The organism is Oleiphilus sp. HI0043, from assembly GCF_001634935.1.
Genome location: NZ_LWEY01001622.1, coordinates 1 through 18,075, shown reverse-complemented (window position 1 = coordinate 18,075; position 18,075 = coordinate 1). Strand labels below are relative to the sequence as shown.

At 44.6% G+C, this 18,075-nt stretch carries 17 protein-coding genes; all 17 read left to right on the top strand.

Annotated features, from left to right (window positions below; all coding sequences use genetic code 11):
* Positions 1-53: 53 nt before the first annotated feature.
* On the top strand, positions 54-1,067 hold the full coding sequence (locus A3729_RS24490) for a DNA polymerase III subunit delta' (RefSeq protein ID WP_068513678.1): 1,014 nt from the start codon (positions 54-56) through the stop codon (positions 1,065-1,067).
* Between the two features lie 162 nt (positions 1,068-1,229).
* A complete protein-coding gene (locus A3729_RS24485) occupies positions 1,230-1,580 on the top strand; it encodes a PilZ domain-containing protein (protein WP_068513675.1) in 351 nt (116 codons plus the stop codon).
* Between the two features lie 114 nt (positions 1,581-1,694).
* Positions 1,695-2,465 (top strand): TatD family hydrolase, encoded by a 771-nt coding sequence (locus tag A3729_RS24480; RefSeq protein WP_068508560.1) that lies wholly within the window; start codon positions 1,695-1,697, stop codon positions 2,463-2,465.
* Between the two features lie 25 nt (positions 2,466-2,490).
* The gene (locus A3729_RS24475; protein WP_068513671.1) at positions 2,491-3,363 is read left to right on the top strand and encodes an alpha/beta fold hydrolase; all 873 of its coding nucleotides are present in this window, start codon (positions 2,491-2,493) and stop codon (positions 3,361-3,363) included.
* Positions 3,344-4,207: a DUF4892 domain-containing protein gene (locus tag A3729_RS24470; RefSeq protein WP_068553128.1), complete on the top strand. Its 864-nt coding sequence runs from the start codon at positions 3,344-3,346 to the stop codon at positions 4,205-4,207. Before A3729_RS24475 ends, A3729_RS24470 begins: the two co-directional genes overlap by 20 nt.
* Before the next feature lie 304 nt (positions 4,208-4,511).
* Positions 4,512-7,235, top strand: coding sequence for a FimV/HubP family polar landmark protein (locus A3729_RS24465; RefSeq protein ID WP_068513667.1), 2,724 nt, complete (start codon positions 4,512-4,514; stop codon positions 7,233-7,235).
* Positions 7,236-7,300: 65 nt separating this feature from the next.
* Entirely contained in the window at positions 7,301-8,209 is a 909-nt protein-coding gene (gene truA, locus A3729_RS24460; RefSeq protein ID WP_068513664.1) for a tRNA pseudouridine(38-40) synthase TruA, read from the top strand.
* A 131-nt stretch (positions 8,210-8,340) separates the two neighbouring features.
* On the top strand, positions 8,341-8,988 hold the full coding sequence (locus A3729_RS24455; RefSeq protein ID WP_368664575.1) for a phosphoribosylanthranilate isomerase: 648 nt from the start codon (positions 8,341-8,343) through the stop codon (positions 8,986-8,988).
* A complete protein-coding gene (gene trpB / locus A3729_RS24450) occupies positions 8,963-10,189 on the top strand; it encodes a tryptophan synthase subunit beta (RefSeq protein WP_231872142.1) in 1,227 nt (408 codons plus the stop codon). Before A3729_RS24455 ends, trpB begins: the two co-directional genes overlap by 26 nt.
* 2 nt (positions 10,190-10,191) lie before the next feature.
* Positions 10,192-10,995, top strand: coding sequence for a tryptophan synthase subunit alpha (gene trpA / locus A3729_RS24445; RefSeq protein WP_068513659.1), 804 nt, complete (start codon positions 10,192-10,194; stop codon positions 10,993-10,995).
* Positions 10,996-11,041: 46 nt separating this feature from the next.
* Positions 11,042-12,007: an acetyl-CoA carboxylase, carboxyltransferase subunit beta gene (gene accD / locus A3729_RS24440; RefSeq protein ID WP_068513657.1), complete on the top strand. Its 966-nt coding sequence runs from the start codon at positions 11,042-11,044 to the stop codon at positions 12,005-12,007.
* 3 nt (positions 12,008-12,010) lie between these two features.
* Positions 12,011-13,300, top strand: coding sequence for a folylpolyglutamate synthase/dihydrofolate synthase family protein (locus A3729_RS24435; protein WP_068515771.1), 1,290 nt, complete (start codon positions 12,011-12,013; stop codon positions 13,298-13,300).
* A complete protein-coding gene (locus A3729_RS24430) occupies positions 13,293-13,991 on the top strand; it encodes an SPOR domain-containing protein (protein ID WP_068515768.1) in 699 nt (232 codons plus the stop codon). The genes A3729_RS24435 and A3729_RS24430 overlap by 8 nt, the downstream gene beginning before the upstream one ends.
* Positions 13,992-14,095: 104 nt before the next feature.
* The gene (locus A3729_RS24425; RefSeq protein ID WP_068515765.1) at positions 14,096-14,587 is read left to right on the top strand and encodes a CvpA family protein; all 492 of its coding nucleotides are present in this window, start codon (positions 14,096-14,098) and stop codon (positions 14,585-14,587) included.
* Between the two features lie 27 nt (positions 14,588-14,614).
* On the top strand, positions 14,615-16,123 hold the full coding sequence (purF, locus tag A3729_RS24420; protein WP_068515762.1) for an amidophosphoribosyltransferase: 1,509 nt from the start codon (positions 14,615-14,617) through the stop codon (positions 16,121-16,123).
* 61 nt (positions 16,124-16,184) lie between these two features.
* Positions 16,185-17,417, top strand: coding sequence for an O-succinylhomoserine sulfhydrylase (locus tag A3729_RS24415; RefSeq protein ID WP_068515759.1), 1,233 nt, complete (start codon positions 16,185-16,187; stop codon positions 17,415-17,417).
* Positions 17,418-17,573: 156 nt separating this feature from the next.
* Positions 17,574-18,075: DNA translocase FtsK 4TM domain-containing protein (locus A3729_RS24410; protein ID WP_197476038.1), on the top strand; the 502-nt coding region annotated here is incomplete at its 3' end.

The window sequence follows — 18,075 nt, the reverse complement described above, 5'->3', positions numbered from 1 at the left end:
TCAAGGTAAAATTGGTCTTTGGTGTTGGCTAAAACGGTTAAAGGAATCAGGTAATGTCATTTTTTCCTTGGCAGGCGGCTCAGTGGGAGCGTGTGCTCAAGCAGGTAAGAGAAAATAAAGTTCCACACGCATTCTTGTTAAATGGTGTTGAGGGAATCGGTAAGCTACAGTTTGCGGAGAGTCTAGCAGCGTATCTTTTGTGTGAAAGTACGTCTGAGGGAAAGCTTGAGCAAGCTTGCGGCACTTGTAAACAGTGTCGTCTTGTCGAATCTGAAACTCACCCCGACTATAAGCATATTGGTCCCGAAGAAGGGAGCTCTATTCTTAAAGTCGATGCGATTAGAAATATGGTTGAGTTTTTCGCGCAATCGAGCATGCAGGGGGGGCGAAAGCTCGCAGTGTTATCTCCTGCAGAATCACTTAATCATAATGCGGCGAATGCGCTATTGAAAACCCTTGAAGAACCGAGTGGCGATTCCGTTATTATCTTAGTATCACATAGCTCGGGGCAGTTACTTCCAACGATTCGTTCTCGTTGTCAGGTGATTGACTTTTCGTTACCTGAAACGTCTGCAGCGAAGCAGTGGCTAGAAGCGGCGCTGAACAAAGACGAGCTTAGCTTGTCTGGAGCTGAGTTAGACTCGGTTTTAGCGCTGGCGGCCCAAGCCCCGCTAAGAGCTTTGGAGTACGTTAAAACGGGCGCGCTTGAAGAAAATCAACGTATGCTAGAAGAAATGGCTAGCTTTCTTCGTAAAGATGTTTTGGCCCTTGTTTTGGCTGAAAGGTGGAGCGATGATTTGTCGATTCTACGTGTAGAGTGGATGATTCAATGGTTGGAGCTCGTTTTAAAGGTCAAGTTGGCCAGCTTTTCCACTGAAGGACTTGCGGCGGCAAAAATGATCGACCATTTGGCTAAGGTTTCGACCGAGGCTCAGTTACTTGATTTATACAAAAGTGCCTTGGATCAACTGCGTTTGTTGCTCGGTACAAGCAATCCTAACAAGCAGCTGGTGTTTGAGTTTTTATTGAACCAATGGGCTGGCTTAATGGCTAAAAGAACGGTTTAATAAAGATCTCAAAAGTGTGAAGCAATTTTCAATTGCTTGCCTATACTGAAGATATATCACCTTAATACTACTCGAAACTGTTCGGGTTACAGTGGGTGCAACGACCAATTAGTGCTTTGTATTCAAGTGTTTGTACGGGCGCGTTATTGTTAAGAGAATTGTATGTCAGCAGGATTTGGGGCGCGTAGTGGTATCCTTACCCTAACAATCAAGGATAAAGCTGTTTTATATGCCGCCTATATGCCGTTCATTAAAAACGGCGGACTATTTATACCTACCGCAAAAAACTATCATCTTGGCGATGAGGTGTTTTTGCTGTTAAATCTAATGGAAGAACCTGAAAAAATCCCGGTAGCTGGGAAGGTTATCTGGGTGACTCCTAAGGGTGCTCAGGGTAATCGAGCAGCGGGCATCGGTGTTCAGTTTAACGAAGAAGATGCTACTGCCAAAAACAAGATTGAAACCTACCTGGCAGGCTCTTTAAGCTCAGATCGTCCTACACATAGTATGTAATAATAGGGGGGTGCCCCAATTTCTTGATACGATTCTTCAAGTGAGTCGCATAGATACGCATTTTTAGTTAGTATGTGCGGCTTTATCGTTGTAACAAGAGCGCGCTTGATTTTCATGTTTATTGACTCCCACTGCCACCTTGATCGTCTGAAATTAGCTCCATATGAAGGCGACTTGTCGCTTGCAATTTCAGCTGCCAAAGAAAACCTTGTAGACAAATTGCTTTGTGTCGCAATTGACCTGGAGCATATTGAAGAAGTGCTTCAGATTGCAGCTAAATTTCCCGATGTCTATGCTTCGGTTGGCGTGCACCCAGGTAGTACCGATTGTGAAGAGCCCACTATTGAACGCCTATTATCGCTTGCTGAGCGTGAAAAAGTCATTGCGATTGGAGAGTCGGGGCTGGATTACTATTATGGCCTGGAGCATAAAGATCTTCAGCTGGAAAGATTCAAGCGTCATTTAATTGCCAGTAAAGAATGTCGAAAACCAATTATTGTTCATACTAGAGATGCGAAGGAAGATACGCTAAACCTCATTGGCCAATACTCAGCCCCTGATGTCGCGGGAGTGCTGCATTGTTTTACTGAAGATTGGGATATGGCCTCCAGAGCGATGGATCATAACTTTTATATCTCATTCTCAGGTATTGTTACGTTTAAGAATGCTGTAGAGCTAAAGGATGTTGCTAAGCGAGTCCCATTAGAGCGCATGCTGATAGAGACGGACTCTCCTTATCTCGCGCCGGTTCCGTATCGTGGCAAGCCAAATGAGCCTAAGTATGTACCTGAGGTTGCCAAATATATTGCACAGTTAAAGGGCTGCAGCGTAGAAGAGGTTGCTGAGGTCACAAGTGAGAACTTTAAGAAACTGTTTAGACTCTAGCGAATTATCATAAAGGTTGAATGGAATGGAGTTAGGCCCTTTTAGTATTCAAACCGATAAATTGCGTTTGTCGGGTTATAAAAATAGTGTACGTCATGGTGTGCCGGTTATCGCACTGCATGGATGGCTCGACAATGCGGCTTCGTTTCTACCCCTATGCAACTACCTAAATCTAGATCGTCCCTTCTATGCAGTCGAAATGGCTGGGCATGGTTGGAGCGAGCATAGGCCAAGTTCGTCGTCTTATCATTTAGTCGATAATGTGGTGGATATTGCCGTGTTTATAGATTCTGTGCTCGAACAGATTGATGATGCGGGCGAGAAAGTTACCTTGATTGGTCATTCGTTAGGTGGGATTGTGTGTTCGTTTTTAGCTGCATCAATGCCAGAAAAGGTTGATAAACTAATTCTATTAGATAGTTTAGGGCCTCTAACAGACGAAATAGAAAATGTATTGCCACAGCTTAAAAAAGCGGTAGCAAAGGCTGCTCAGACGCGAGAGAGTAAAAAGACCATTTACCCAACTAAAGAAATGGCTATTCGCGTTCGAATGATGGGGATTGGAAAAGTATCAAAAGAAGCAGCGCAGCTGTTAATTGAGCGAGGTACAGAGGAGGTAGAAGGTGGTTATATTTGGCGCTCAGACCCGAAATTACTAGCCCCTTCTATGGTACGGTTTTCTGAAAAACAAGTTGAAGTTGTGTTAAATGGTATCGAATGTCCGGTCTTTGTTTTATGTGGTAAACAAGGGTATTTCTCGGATGCTCAGAGGACTCAAAAACGGGTATCTTATTTTAAGGATGTTACGCGCTTTGACCTAGAAGGTGGGCATCACTTCCACATGGATGGTGATGTTGCAGCAACAGCGGAGTTAATTGATGAAATTATCGATAAGTAAAAAGAGTCTGGTTTTCACTTTATTGCTATCTTTTTTCTTGGTACAGGATGTGCTGAGTTCAGGCTTGGAAAATTATAAGGCTGTCTCTTTAGAGGGCAGTGTTGAAAGCTTAGCTTCTGAACAGATGATCGTTTTGAGCGCGCCGAAGCGCATCAGTAATACCTTGAGTATCGAGAAGCAAGAGTTTGTTGCAGGTGATGTCGAGTCACGTTTATATCGGCTCAAAAGTGGTGTTGAGCTAAGTCAGGCTTTTGATTATTACCTGGAGTCTGCAGCAGTAAAAGGCGAAATCTTATTCCAGTGTAAAAAACGCGCTTGTGGCAGCAGTAATTACTGGGCGAACAAAATTTTTGATGAGCATAAGCTGTATGGCCGTGATAGTGATCAATACTATGTTGCAAGCAGGGCACTCAGTAAGGGGAAAGAAGTCTGGTCGGCCGTCTATTTTGTGCAGAATGGCCTTAGGCAGCGTTTCATATATGAGCTGACTGTGACCAAAAGCTCGGCTGCTGATGGGGATTATGCGGAGCCAGTTGGTGTCTGGCTTAACGGGTCTTCCATGGGCGAGGGTGATGTTACGAAAAACCAAGCGGAGGCAATAGCCCGGTATATTGAGTCGGTAGAAGCCTCTGAGCTATATTTGGTTGTCTATGCAGATCAAGAACTGAAGCCAACCAAAGTGCTTTGGGATCAGTTGCGTACAAAAGGTGAGGTTCAGGTAGCAGTGTTAAGTAAATCCCTAGGGCAAGCCAAATTACCTATCACGCTTCGAGTACTTGGGCCATTGCATGGAGAGCCTTCGTTTGAAAAGCTTCCTGTTTGGTTCAGGTTGTATGCGTATTGATCGTTAATTGTTCAGTATTCGTTGTGCATTTTTATGAAACTTAAACTTAACAAATCTAAACACAAAGATTTGTTGATAATTCTGCTTGTTTAAACAATACTTTATTGGATATTGCAGAATTTTTTCCAATAAAAGCAATAAAATGTGGCGGTTTCTTAATCTACAGTGTTTAAAAAATCCTCTTTACCTGTATACCTTGTTTTATGGGCTATGCCTGTTTGTGTGAGTAGAGTAGAAGAGTTTTATAAGGTAGTAGATAAGTGAACTGTTTTTTTAAGTTAGAAATAATAAAGGATAATAAGTGATGATACGCAAGCTGGCCTTTGCTCTATCACTACTCGGTGTATTGATTGCTGAGTCTGTTTTCGCTCTTGGAATTGGTGAGGCGACTGTAACGTCTGCACTTAACCAACCCTTAAAAGCTGAAATAGAGCTTGTAAACTCAGGTGATTTCTCGGCAGAAGAAATTCTTCCTGGACTAGCAACGCGCGAAGAGTTTTTAAAAGCGAATGTCGACCGTGTTTACTTTTTATCCGATCTGAGGTTTAAAGTTGAAACGAATGCCGATGGTAAGCTTGTCGTTGTTCTTACGACAAACAAACCTGTCCGAGAGCCGTTTTTAAATTTCTTAGTAGAAGTGATTTGGCCAAGTGGCCGACTATTGCGTGAATACGCTTTGTTGATTGATCCTCCATTATTTTCAGAAGACCCTGTCGCACCGGTTAAAGCTGCAAGTGTTACGACGCAGGTAGCGCAAACTGGCGATGTTTTTAATGTACCAGAGCCTGCACCGGTAAGTCGCCGTTCTGTTGCTAACCCTTCGACTGGTATTTCAGGTGGTGAGTACGGCCCAACTGGTAGCTCTGATACGTTATGGGATATCGCAATCAAGGCGCGGCCAAATAGAAGTGTTAGCCCTCAGCAGGTTATGTTGGCTATTCAGGACCTAAATCCAGGTGCCTTCATTCAGGGTAATATCAATAAATTGAAGGCAGGTCAGGTTCTACGTTTGCCCAGCCTTGAGCAGATTAAGCAGCGTTCAACGCATCAGGCAATAGAAGAAGTTATTTCGCAGAACGAGTCTGCGAGAGGCAAACGCTCGAAGTCGGTAGCTTCAAGCCAAGCACCGAAAACTGACGTTAATCAGCCAGCAGTTAAGCGGGCTGGTGATGAACTCAAGCTTGTTGTTGCTGAAAAGACAAACGACGGTGCTAGCAGTGCTAACTCTGGTAGCTCTGCAACAGGCGGCAGTAACGGTAAAGAGACTGATCCGAAGCTAGCGATTACGCTAGAAAAATTGGATAAAGCGAGTATCGAGAATAAAGAGTTAAATAGTCGTGTTTCTGACTTAGAAGAACAGCTACAAACCTTGCAAAGACTCCTTACATTAAAGAATGATCAGCTAGCAAATATTCAGACGCAAATGCGAGTCAATGAGCTAGCGGAAGCGAAGGCTGCGCAGGAAACTGAGGAGCTATCTGAGGCTGATAAGCTGATGGCAATGCCTGACGCAGTTGCTGAAAATGCTGCTGAGGCTTCTGATCAGACGGTAGCCGCAAAAGACGCTATGGCTGAAGCTAAGGAAAGTACTGAGCAAATTGCAGCGATGCCAAAGACTGAGCAAGCAGGTCAGGCCGAGAGCATGAAACCTGCTGAGAAATCGCCAGCAGTTGAAAAGGCTAAGTCTATTGAAATGCCTGTAAGCAAGCCAGCTAAGGCTGAGCAGAACATTATCGAAGTGATCGTTGGTAATCCTCTCTACTTATCAATTGCTGTTCTAGTTGTTGTGCTGGTTGTGTTTGTCCTCTGGTTGGTTTCGCGTAATAACGCTAAGCGTGAGCAAGAGTTTCAGGCAATGCACGATAGTGACGAAATTGAATATGAAGAAGAGGGCGAAGATGCGCTATCGTCGGAAGACGATTATCAGGATGCTGAAGAAGACGGCATGCAAGTTGAATCTTTAGATAGCCCTCTTGAAGATGATGACGAATACATAGATGAAGACTTATTTGCTGAAGAAGAGCCTGCCGTCTCTGGCGAGGAAAATGAGGATGTAATCGCTGAAGTTGATGTTTACATTGCCTATGGCAGACTGGATCAGGCTGCAGCAGTTCTTGAAAGTGCAATTTCAGAAGAACCTGTTAGAACAGACTTGCGCTTGAAGTTGCTGGAAGTATATAAGCAAAGTGGTGATACTGAAGCATTTAACCGCCAGTATAGCGAATTAGAAGCAATTCAGGATTCTGAAGCCTTAGATCAAGCGAGCGCTATCCGCGGAGATATGCTGGATGAGCAGTTGGTGTCGCTAGAAGATAAAGAACATGAGCTTGAGCTAGATCGCGAGATGGAAGAGGTTGAGGCCTCAAAACGCGAGGTTGAAGCGTCTATTGAGGCTGAAGCTGAAGCGCTTGAGGAAGAACCACAATCTTTTGACTTTGACAGTGTTGAACTAGATGAAGAGCATGATCTAGGTATTGATGAATCACTCGATGCAGAATTAACTGCTGACTTGGATGACTCGCTTCTAGAGCCTAGTGATGTGCTAGACGAAACTGTAGATGAGATTACTGATGAGTTGTCAGACTCTGGTGAGTTTGATGATGCGATTCTTGACGTGGATCTTGATGACATAGATTTAAGCGGCGAGCTTGAGCAAGAAACCGAGATTCAGCTGCCTTCAGATTTAAGTGATTCAGCCATCGTTGAATCATTAGCTCAGGGCGGAGAAGGAGATTTAGAGTCTGACGCAACATTAGGTGCCGAAAAGCCGGTTATCAGCGATGATATTCTTGAGCAAGCTTCAGATAAGATGAATGCAGATCAGTCGTTTGATGAAGACCTTGGTGATGCAAGCGAGTTTGACTTCCTTGAAGGTACTGATGAAGCGTCTACCAAGCTTGACTTGGCACGAGCGTATATCGATATGGGTGATATCGAGGGCGCCAAAGATATACTAGAAGAAGTAACTAAAGAAGGCAGTTCTGAGCAGCAAGCAGAGGCGGCTGAATTGCTAAGTTCATTGGACTAATTATTTTGCAGTGGTAGTTTTTGGATGAAACTTGTCTTAATTAGACGACCTGAGTTGACTCTCAAATGAGTTCTGGTCATCTTTCGAATGACACGGCCGGTAACGAAATCGTTACTGGCCGTGTTGCGTTATGCTTGTCATATAATGGTAGTGCTTATCACGGGTGGCAGTCTCAAAAGAGTGGCTTACCTACCGTTCAAAAATACTTACAAGAGGCTGTATCAAGTGTCGCCAATCAGTCCATAGAGCTTGTTTGCGCGGGCAGAACCGATAAGGGTGTGCACGGTGCTCATCAGGTTGTTCATTTTGACACCGAAGTGCAGCGTAGTGAAAGAGCGTGGGTTTTTGGTAGCAACTCAAACCTACCAAAAGATATCAGTGTTTCATGGGCTGGCTGTGTTGACTCTGAGTTTCATGCGCGATTTTCTGCTACCAGTAGGCGCTATCATTATGTGATATACAATCACCCGGTCAGGCCTTCAATCTTCCATAATGAAATGACTTGGTGTCATGACCCCTTAGATGAAATAAAGATGCACCAGGCAGCTCAATGTTTGGTGGGTGAGCATGACTTTAGCTCGTTCAGGGCTGTAGGCTGCCAGTCAAGAACGCCGTTTCGGTTTGTCGAATTTATTAATGTTCAACGCTTCGGCGATATTTTAGTTATTGATATTAAGGGAAATGCATTTTTGCATCACATGGTTCGTAACATTGCTGGTGTTTTGATGGAAATAGGTAAGCAGAGAAAACCAGTAGATTGGTGTGCCGGGGTGCTCGAAGCACGAGACCGGACTAAGGGGGGAGTGACTGCGCAGCCAAATGGTTTGTTCTTAACGCATGTCGATTACCCCTCCCATTTTGGTGTGCCTGTATCTCAAGGAGCGCCGTCGATAATTCGCTCAATGATTGCAAGTGCATCGGGAAGCATGGACAATGATGCAGATCTGTGGCGTATTTCTCATAGGCTCGACTAGTTAAGCATTGTAGTATGTATGGTCTGGCCCTGTGTTTTAGGAAGCGAGCAGCGCCTCAACTATTTTTCACTATTATGCAGTCTAGCAAATCGATATAATGCTGACGCATATTTATTTTTAGCTAAAGGGTTGTGCAAGACAAAGTGCGCACTAGAACAAAAATTTGTGGTATAACATCTTTAAGTGATGCCTTGGGTGCCGTGAACGCCGGTGCTGATGCGCTTGGTTTTGTTTTTTATGAACCGAGTCCGCGTTATGTTTCTCCTGAACTTGCTTGCGATATTATTGCTAAACTTCCACCTTTTGTTTCTGCTGTAGGTTTATTTGTTAATGCTTCTAAGTCTTATGTGAAAGAGGTTTCTAACCTAGCCTCGCTAAGCCTTATTCAGTTTCACGGCGATGAAAACGAAGATTTTTGTTCAAGCTTTGATCGTCCTTATATTAAAGCCGTGCGTGTTCAGTGCGAGCAAGATATTCTAGAGGCCGATAAACATTACTCTAGTGCCTTAGGCTTATTGCTAGATACTTATAAAAAAGGTGTTCCTGGTGGAACAGGAGAGGCCTTTGAATGGTCAATTATTCCAAAAAATACCACTAAACCACTTATTCTTGCCGGGGGCTTAAACGCCTCGAATGTGCGCGCTGCTGTTAAACAGGTGCGCCCCTATGCGGTAGATGTAAGTGGCGGTGTAGAATTACGTAAGGGTGTGAAAGACCACTCTAAAGTTTCAAGTTTTGTAGATGAGGTGTCGAGTGCCAGCGAATACACGAATTACTGAAGAATTGTTAGCTCAACTTCCTGATAATAAAGGGCATTTTGGCCCTTATGGTGGTCGATTTGTTTCAGAGACTTTGATGTCATCGCTTGAAGACCTTGAGAAGAAATACCTTTCTCTCAAAGATGACCCTGAGTTCTGTAAAGAGTTTGATAAGGATATGGCTGACTATGTGGGTCGGCCTTCACCGCTTTATTTTGCCGAACGTCTGACTAGAGAAGTGGGCGGTGCAAAGATCTACCTTAAGCGAGAGGACCTTAATCATACCGGCGCGCACAAAGTAAATAATACCATCGGTCAGGCACTATTAGCTAAGTACTTAGGTAAGCCAAGAGTGATTGCTGAGACAGGTGCAGGTCAGCACGGTGTTGCTTCTGCGACCGTTGCAGCTCGTTTGGGCCTCGAATGTAAGGTCTTTATGGGCATTGAAGATGTGCGTCGTCAAGCTCTGAACGTTTATCGAATGAAGCTCCTGGGTGCAGAAGTTGAAGCAGTAACAAGCGGCACTAAAACCCTAAAAGATGCGATGAATGAAGCGCTTCGAGACTGGGTAACGAATGTCGATAATACTTTTTATATTATTGGTACGGTTGCGGGGCCTCACCCTTACCCTATGCTTGTGCGTGACTTCCAGGCGATCATCGGTCGAGAAGCAAAAGCTCAGTGCCTTGAGAAAGAAGGGCGATTACCTGATGCTTTAGTCGCTTGTGTAGGTGGTGGCTCGAATGCAATCGGTTTATTTTACCCCTTTATCTGCGACCACGATGTTGAGATGTATGGTGTTGAGGCTGGAGGACACGGTATCGAGACTGGTGAGCATGCTGCGCCGCTATGCGCTGGCGCTCCGGGAGTTCTTCACGGAAATCGTACCTACTTGATGTCTGATAAGGCTGGCCAGATTCAGGGCACTCACTCTATTTCTGCAGGGCTTGATTATCCAGGCGTTGGTCCTGAGCATTCCTGGTTGAAGGACATGAAGCGAGCAAATTACGTGTCGGTTACCGACGATGAGGCACTTGCTGCATTCCGTCGCCTAACGCTAGTTGAGGGTATTATGCCTGCACTTGAGTCAAGTCATGCAATCGCCTATGGAATTAAAAAGGCGGCGACGATGTCATCCGATAAAATTATGATCATTAACCTTTCAGGTCGTGGTGATAAAGATATTCATACCGTTGCTGGCATAGATGGAATTGAGGTGTAGTTATGAGTCGTATTCAATCTGTATTAGAGAACTTGCAAGCCGAAGGTAAAAAAGCATTAATCCCATACGTAACTGGCGGTGACCCTAGACCGGGCGCAACGGTTGAGATTATGCATACCTTAGTCGAAGCTGGCGCAGACATAATCGAGCTTGGCGTGCCATTTTCCGACCCGATGGCCGATGGCCCGGTAATTCAGTTAGCCTGCGAGCGTGCACTTGAACACAATGTATCGCTTGATGATATATTTTCGATGGTGAAGGAATTTCGTGAAACAGACCAAGATACTCCGGTCGTATTGATGGGCTACCTAAACCCCTTGGAAATTAAAGGTTACGAAAAATTTGCTATTGAAGCTGCCGAGGTTGGTGTTGATGGTGCGTTAATCGTCGACTTGCCGCCTGAAGAGGCTGAATCTCTTGTACCATTTCTGAAAGAAAATGATCTGGACTCTATCTTCCTGATCGCACCGACAACTACCGACGAGAGAATACAGCATATCGGTCGTCATAGCAGCGGCTATGTATATTACGTATCCGTTAAAGGTGTCACCGGTTCAGCTGAACTGAGTACAACTGAGGTTGCCGAGAAGGTTGCATTGATCCAAAAATATAACCAAATCCCGGTTGGGGTTGGCTTTGGGATTAGAGATGCAGCGTCAGCTGCTGCTGTTTCCAAGTTAGCTAATGGCGTTATTGTTGGCAGCGTCATTGTAAATCTGATTGCTGAAAATAAAGATGATCAAGTTGCGTTAAATAAGGCCGTTAAGGGCTTGGTTTCATCAATGCGTATTGCAATGGATGCTTAATCCATCTCTTACTTTGAATGTGTAAGTTACGAGTGTAGGTAGAAAAATGAGTAGTTGGCTGGACATCATTAAACCCAAGTCGATTCGTTCTGACTCGGGTTCAAAAGGCAATATACCTGAAGGCGTATGGAAAAAGTGCCCAAAGTGTAGTGCTGCTTTATATGGCCCTGAGCTTGAGAAAAATCTTAATGTTTGCCCTAAATGCCAACATCATATGCGTGTATCCGCTCGCCAGCGAATTGATCTCTTTCTTGACCCCGATAACCGGGTTGAGCTTAATGCCAACCTTGAGCCGGTTGATCGTCTGAAGTTTAAAGACACGAAGAAATACAAAGACAGGTTGGTATCGAATCAAAAAGCGAGCGGTGAAAAAGACGCTTTGATTACTTTTAAGGGTGAAGTAAACGGTGTTCCGGTTGTCGTTGCTGCATTTGAGTTCTCTTTTCTTGGTGGTTCTATGGGGGCTGTCGTCGGGGAGAAATTTGTTCGCGCGATAAAATTATGTCTTGATGAAAGTAAACCATTGATTTGCTTTAGTGCCAGTGGTGGTGCGCGGATGCAGGAGGCCTTGATCTCACTTATGCAAATGGCGAAAACAGCCGCTGCACTTGAGAAGTTAAAAGAGGCACGACTTCCCTATATTTCTGTACTAACAGACCCTGTATTTGGTGGAGTATCTGCTAGTCTGGCGATGTTGGGCGATTTGAATATCGCAGAACCAAATGCTTTGATAGGCTTCGCCGGACCACGTGTTATTGAGCAAACTGTGCGAGAGAAGCTACCAGAAGGTTTTCAACGGAGTGAGTTTTTGCTAGAGCATGGCGCAATCGATATGATACTAGAGCGCCATGAACTAAGGGATCGCTTGTCTTCGCTTATTTCAAAACTGACAGAGTTCAGAGTGGCGAAAGTAGCGCCGGACGAAGTTAAAGAGACTAAACCTGAAGAAAGTAGTGCTGATAGCGATGGTTCTGATTCCGAACCTGAGAGTGAAGAGCTTCAGTCTACCTAAGTCATGCCTAACGTGCTAAACACTCTCGATCAGTGGCTAAGCCACATATCACAATCTCACCCAAAAGAAATTGAGCTTGGCTTAGATAGAGTAAAGTCTGTCTACCAAAAAATGAGCTTTGAGGCGCGCCCGCGAAAAATTGTGGTGGTCGCAGGTACTAATGGCAAGGGCTCGACAATTGCTTTGAGCCAAGCTGGCCTGGCTTCGCAAGGGCTAAGGTGTGGTACCTATACTTCTCCACATATATCTAAATACAACGAACGAGTCCAATTGCTTGGCGTTGATGCAAGTGACCATCAGCTTGTTGAGGCCTTCCAATATATTGACGAGGTGAGGGGAGACACTCCGCTTACCTACTTTGAGTTCGGCACCTTGGCTGCTTTGTACGTCCTCTTTAATGCAGATCTTGATGTCGTGTTGCTCGAAATCGGTTTAGGAGGGCGCTTGGATGCCGTAAATATCGTTGATGCAGATATCTCCGTGATTACTTCAATCGACATTGATCACATTGACTGGCTCGGCGACGATATTCAACAAATAGGCAGAGAGAAGGCTGGTATCCTAAGGAAAGGTCAGCCATTTTTGGCTGGTGAAAACCTTCCTCAAAGCGTCTTTGAATGTGCTGAGAAGCTCGCTTGTCAAACCTTGGTCTGTCATGAAGATTTCTATATTGACGATGACTTGGTGAGTGTTGCCCAGAAAGATTTGAGTAGGTTCAAGTTTCAGGGGTTTCCAAAGCTAAATTTACCCGATAACAATATTCTTCTCGCCTATCAGTTAATCGCTCTATTGCTTGATGGCCGCTCGCTGGATGCCGACTCGGTATATCGAAGCATGTGCAATGTTAAGTTGTCAGGGCGCCTTGAACAGTCTAGCCAAGTAAAAGGCTTATATTTTGATGTAGGCCATAATCCTCACGCAGCAAGGTTCCTAAAGTCCTTTTTGTTAAAAGAGGGTGAGGGAAAAGATAAAATTGAAGTTGTGTTCTCTGCGTTAGCAGATAAAGATGTTCGAGGCGTTGTCGCGGAACTTTCAGAATCTGTGGATCGCTGGCTAATAGCGCCATTGAATGTTGACAGAGCAATGTCTATTGCCGAATTGCAGAGTGTGCTTTCTGAAGTGTCCGATAAGGTTCTTAGCTTCGAGACGATAGATCAAGCACTTGCGTTTAGCCTAGAGCAAAAAGAGAAGGAAATATCGGCTATGACTACTGGTAAAGAGTCGCTTGTGTTAGTGTTTGGCTCGTTCTTTACTGTCGAAGCCGCAAAAAAGTTTATGGATAGTTATGAGTGAATCAGTTGATAGTTTAAAGCAACGCTTGGTCGGAGCGTTCGTTATCTTGTCTTTGGCGATTATATTTCTGCCAATGATTTTTGATAAGCCTCATAACGAAGGACGAAGTCTTTTAGTACCGGTGCCACCCAAACCTGACTATAAAACAATAGAGATCGGTAAGCCGGTTCAACCTCAGTTCAAAGTGCTCTCGGTCGATAGCGACACGGGTAAAGTTGTAGAGGGTGATGAGTTGCTTAAGCCAAGCCCCTCTGAGAAAGCTATTAAGAAAATTGAGCTTGGCGCCCTAAGCGATGAGGCGTCAAAACCTTCGGATGATGTCCAGGTAAAGAGTCCTTCCAGCCCAGCAGCTGTCAAAAAATCCCCTAAGCCCAAAGAAGTTAAGCCTGTCGTAGCAGCCTCTAAACGTCCACTGGCTTCCAAGCCAAAAGTGTCGCATTTGCCCGTTTTTAAAAATATTTGGATGGTTCAGTTAGGAACGTTTAGTAAAACTGAGAACGCTTATAAGCTAAGAGACAAACTCAGGGCCGATGGTTTTGACGGGCATACAAAAGAAGTTTTGTTGGGCGGTAAAAAAGCGATTAGGGTCTTCACCGGTCCTTTTGTTAAGAAGCGTGAAGCTGAAAAAACCAAGAAGAAACTCGACCAAAAGTATAAGGTTGATAGTCGACTCATCTTTTTTGATGCGTAACCCCCATTATCTTTGTTATTATGCGCGCCTGTTTTTTGGATATCATTTGTTTGGGTTAAATGTATCATTGCAAGTCAGAGACTAACGGGGTTAATGCGCTTTAAATGTCAGGTTTAAATTGGGCCGACTGGACGCTCATCGTCATTATCTCACTTTCAAGTTTAATGAGTCTCAGGCGAGGTTTTGTTAAGGAAGCCTTGTCGCTTGCTACATGGGTGGTTGCCTTTATTGTGGCGCGCAGCTTTCATCCTAATCTCCAAACCTTATTGATTGACTCAATTAATGAACCAGTACTAAGAACCATCGCAGCATTTATTATGTTGTTTATAGGTACCTTGCTGGTGGGTGCTGGTATCAACTTCATTGTTGGTGCTTTGATACGTTTAACTGGCTTAACCCCAATAGATAGAATGCTAGGAATTGTGTTTGGTCTTGCCAGGGGGTTAATTCTTGCAGTTGTGCTTGTAGCCATTGTTCGCTTAACGCCTTTTGAGCAAAGCGACTGGTGGCAAAATTCGGTAATGATCGAGAATTTGTCTATATTAGAGCAATGGTCTCGATCAGTATTCGAAAGTCATAAAGAAACCAAAGTTTGATAGAAACGTTTTTAAAGAGGTAGTCATATGTGTGGCATCGTAGGTGTTGTTGGAAAAAACAACGCGAATCAATCGTTGTATGATGCATTAACCGTTTTGCAACATCGCGGCCAGGACGCTGCCGGCATTGTTACCTGCCAAGATGATCGTTTCTTTTTAAGAAAGGATAATGGCCTAGTACGTGATGTTTTTCGTACACGGCATATGAAACGCCTGCAAGGCAGTGTAGGTATTGGGCATGTGCGCTACCCAACTGCAGGCTCTTCTAGTTCTGCGGAAGCTCAGCCTTTTTATGTTAACTCTCCTTATGGTATTACCTTAGCGCATAACGGTAATCTGACTAATACGGCTGAGCTAGCGAGTGGGGTTCTGAAGTCGGATTTACGTCATGTAAACACTAATTCCGATTCAGAAGTACTATTGAATGTCTTTGCTCACGAGCTTCAGGAGCAAGGAAAGCTGGTACCTACGCAAGTAGAAATCTTTAACGCGGTTAAAGAAGTTCATAAGCGGTGCCGAGGCGCCTATGCAGTCATTGCCATGATCACTGGCTACGGCGTGTTGGCTTTTCGTGACCCTTACGGTATTCGTCCGGTTTGCTATGGCAAGCGTGAGACGGAGCAGGGCACCGAATATATGATTTCTTCCGAAAGCGTAGCGCTTGCTGCCCTAGGCTTTGAGCTTGTGCGCGATATAGAGCCTGGTGAAGCGATCTATATTGAGAATGATGGAACACTGCATACACAGCAATGTTCTGAAAACCCTAAACTGACACCTTGTATTTTCGAGCACGTATACTTCGCGCGCCCTGATTCTATTATAGATAAGGTCTCTGTTTACAAGGCGCGCCTGCGTATGGGTGAAACACTTGCCCAAAAAGTAAAACGACTGCGTCCTGATCACGATATCGACGTTGTCATGCCTATCCCCGATACTAGCCGTACCTCTGCAATGCAAATGGCGGTGGAGTTGGGTGTGAAGTTTCGCGAAGGCTTCATCAAGAACCGCTATATTGGTCGTACTTTTATTATGCCAGGCCAGAATCAGCGTAAGAAGTCGGTACGTCAGAAGTTGAACCCCATTGAACTAGAGTTTAAAGATAAAAACGTTATGTTGGTCGATGACTCAATTGTACGGGGTACGACATGTCGTGAAATCGTACAAATGGCTAGAGACGCTGGTGCTAAAAACGTGTACTTTGCATCTGCCGCGCCTGAGGTAAGATACCCAAATGTTTACGGTATCGATATGCCTGCTGCAACTGAGTTGATTGCACATGACCGCACGGTTGAAGATATTCAGGAAATTATTGGTGCAGACTGGCTAGTTTATCAAGACCTGGAAGATCTTATTCGTTGTGCGAAAGATGGAAACGAAGACATTGATGAGTTTGATTGCTCGGTCTTCAACGGAGTCTATCCAACGGGTGATATATGTGGTGATTACCTCGACAGGCTTGAGCAAGCACGTAATGATTCAAACAAAAAGAAGTTAAATGAAGATGACGCCACTATCGATCTTCATAACGACAATTAAGGCTGAATTAGCTCATTATTTGTCATAGAAAACTAAAAATTCGAATTAAAGGTGAGAAGAGATGGCGAATAGCCAGCCACCGAAAGGTAATATTCCCGTTCCAAATTTGGACGGTGTTGGTTTAGAGACGCTTGCAGTACGAGCTGGGCAAATTAGAAGTCCTGAGCTTGAACACAGCGAAGCGATTTTTCCGACCTCAAGCTTTGTGTTTAATTCAGCGCAAGAAGCTGCTGCACGATTTGCAGGCGAAGAGCCTGGGAACATCTATGCGCGTTTCACCAATCCAACGGTTGCGATGTTTGAGGCGCGCTTAGCTGCCTTAGAAGGAGGCGAGCGTGGTGTTGCTGCAGCATCGGGTATGGCTGCTATTATGTCTGTTTGCTACGCTCTGTTAGAGCAGGGTGATCATGTCATTTGTTCGCGCAGTGTTTTTGGCACGACGACAGTTCTGCTAGAAAAGTTTGTAAAGAAGTTTGGTGTTGAGATTAGCTTTGTTGATCTGACTGATTACGAGCAATGGCAGACCAGCATCAAGGACAATACTAGGTTTCTATTCCTTGAATCGCCGTCGAACCCACTGTGTGAAGTAGTTGATATCGCAAGACTGGCAGAACTGGCGAGACAAGGGCGTCATTCGAAAGGCTGCTTGCTTGTTGTTGATAACTGCATGTGTACACCTATCTTGCAGCAGCCTTTGAAGCTTGGTGCTGATATCGTAGTGCATTCAGCGACTAAATACATTGACGGCCAAGGACGTTGTTTGGGTGGCGCGGTTGTCGGCTCAAATGCAATTATCGAAGAGGTTCATGGTTTTATCCGTTCTGGCGGTGCTGCCTTGAGCCCCTTTAATGCCTGGGTGATGCTGAAGGGCTTAGAAACCCTGAGTATACGTATGAAAGCTCACGGTGATGGGGCTATGAAAATCGCTCAGTGGTTGTCAGAACAAGCTGAAGTTGACCAAGTGTTTTACTCTGGCTTAGCAAGTCATCCTCAGGCAGACCTGGTTGCATCCCAACAAACAGGAAATAGCGGTGTATTGTCCTTTAAAATTAAGGGAGACAAGGCAGCAGCTTGGCGCTTTATAGATGCGCTGGAGTTTGTTTCAATTACCGCTAACTTAGGTGACGCTAAATCTACGATTACTCATCCTGCGACAACGACTCATGGTCGTTTAAGTCAGGAAGATCGTGATAAATCGGGTATCAGTGATAATTTGATTCGAATCTCGGTTGGGCTTGAAAGCACTGATGACTTAATCGCAGACTTGAGTCGTGGCATTGCAGCAATCGCTTAATAAAGCCTGTTGCTGCAAAGCTTTTTTCCTATATTTCATATAATTAACGATAAAAGTTAAAAAATACCTCAAGCTTTCCTATACTGTTAGCTATAGTCCGTACACTTATATTTTTTCGATTCGCCAACCATAGTTAGTAATTCAGTGATAAGCGACATGGCACAACCTGGTAGTAGTAACTCAGAACAACATCATTTTCATGCCTATTTATCCCAAGGCTCGCGTGAAGGTGCCTTGATTCTAACGGTTGCTGTCTGCATTTTTCTGTTCGCTGCATTAATTTCCCACTCTCCGATGGATCCTGGTTGGAGTAGCACGGGTACAAATCAGGTTGCTTCAAATTACGGTGGTAAAGCCGGTGCATGGTTTGCCGATATACTGCTGCACTTTTTTGGCTATGTTTCCTACCTCTTCCCAATATTAATCGGCTATCGCGCCGCGCTGCTTTTTAAGAATAGAAAGTCCAGGAAGGTCTTTCATTGGCCAATGTTTATCATTCGGGTTATCGGTTTTGTTCTGACTTTGCTTGGTGCCACGGGTTTATTGGCTATTTATTCGGTCGCAGGCTTAGATAACGTTTCGGGTGGTATTGTTGGTATGGAATTATCAAACAGTATGCTCGCTCAATTTAACATCCTGGGCACTACTTTGATGTTAG

Bases quoted from the DNA above. Each gene is read 5' to 3' on its own strand.
- A3729_RS24490 (WP_068513678.1), top strand. From the start codon at position 54: ATGTCATTTTTTCCTTGGCAGGCGGCTCAGTGGGAGCGTGTGCTCAAG.
- trpA (WP_068513659.1), top strand. From the start codon at position 10,192: ATGAGTCGTATTCAATCTGTATTAGAGAACTTGCAAGCCGAAGGTAAA.
- A3729_RS24465 (WP_068513667.1), top strand. From the start codon at position 4,512: ATGATACGCAAGCTGGCCTTTGCTCTATCACTACTCGGTGTATTGATT.
- A3729_RS24475 (WP_068513671.1), top strand. From the start codon at position 2,491: ATGGAGTTAGGCCCTTTTAGTATTCAAACCGATAAATTGCGTTTGTCG.
- A3729_RS24470 (WP_068553128.1), top strand. From the start codon at position 3,344: ATGAAATTATCGATAAGTAAAAAGAGTCTGGTTTTCACTTTATTGCTA.
- truA (WP_068513664.1), top strand. From the start codon at position 7,301: ATGAGTTCTGGTCATCTTTCGAATGACACGGCCGGTAACGAAATCGTT.
- A3729_RS24425 (WP_068515765.1), top strand. From the start codon at position 14,096: ATGTCAGGTTTAAATTGGGCCGACTGGACGCTCATCGTCATTATCTCA.
- A3729_RS24480 (WP_068508560.1), top strand. From the start codon at position 1,695: ATGTTTATTGACTCCCACTGCCACCTTGATCGTCTGAAATTAGCTCCA.
- A3729_RS24415 (WP_068515759.1), top strand. From the start codon at position 16,185: ATGGCGAATAGCCAGCCACCGAAAGGTAATATTCCCGTTCCAAATTTG.
- accD (WP_068513657.1), top strand. From the start codon at position 11,042: ATGAGTAGTTGGCTGGACATCATTAAACCCAAGTCGATTCGTTCTGAC.
- A3729_RS24435 (WP_068515771.1), top strand. From the start codon at position 12,011: ATGCCTAACGTGCTAAACACTCTCGATCAGTGGCTAAGCCACATATCA.
- purF (WP_068515762.1), top strand. From the start codon at position 14,615: ATGTGTGGCATCGTAGGTGTTGTTGGAAAAAACAACGCGAATCAATCG.
- A3729_RS24430 (WP_068515768.1), top strand. From the start codon at position 13,293: ATGAGTGAATCAGTTGATAGTTTAAAGCAACGCTTGGTCGGAGCGTTC.
- A3729_RS24485 (WP_068513675.1), top strand. From the start codon at position 1,230: ATGTCAGCAGGATTTGGGGCGCGTAGTGGTATCCTTACCCTAACAATC.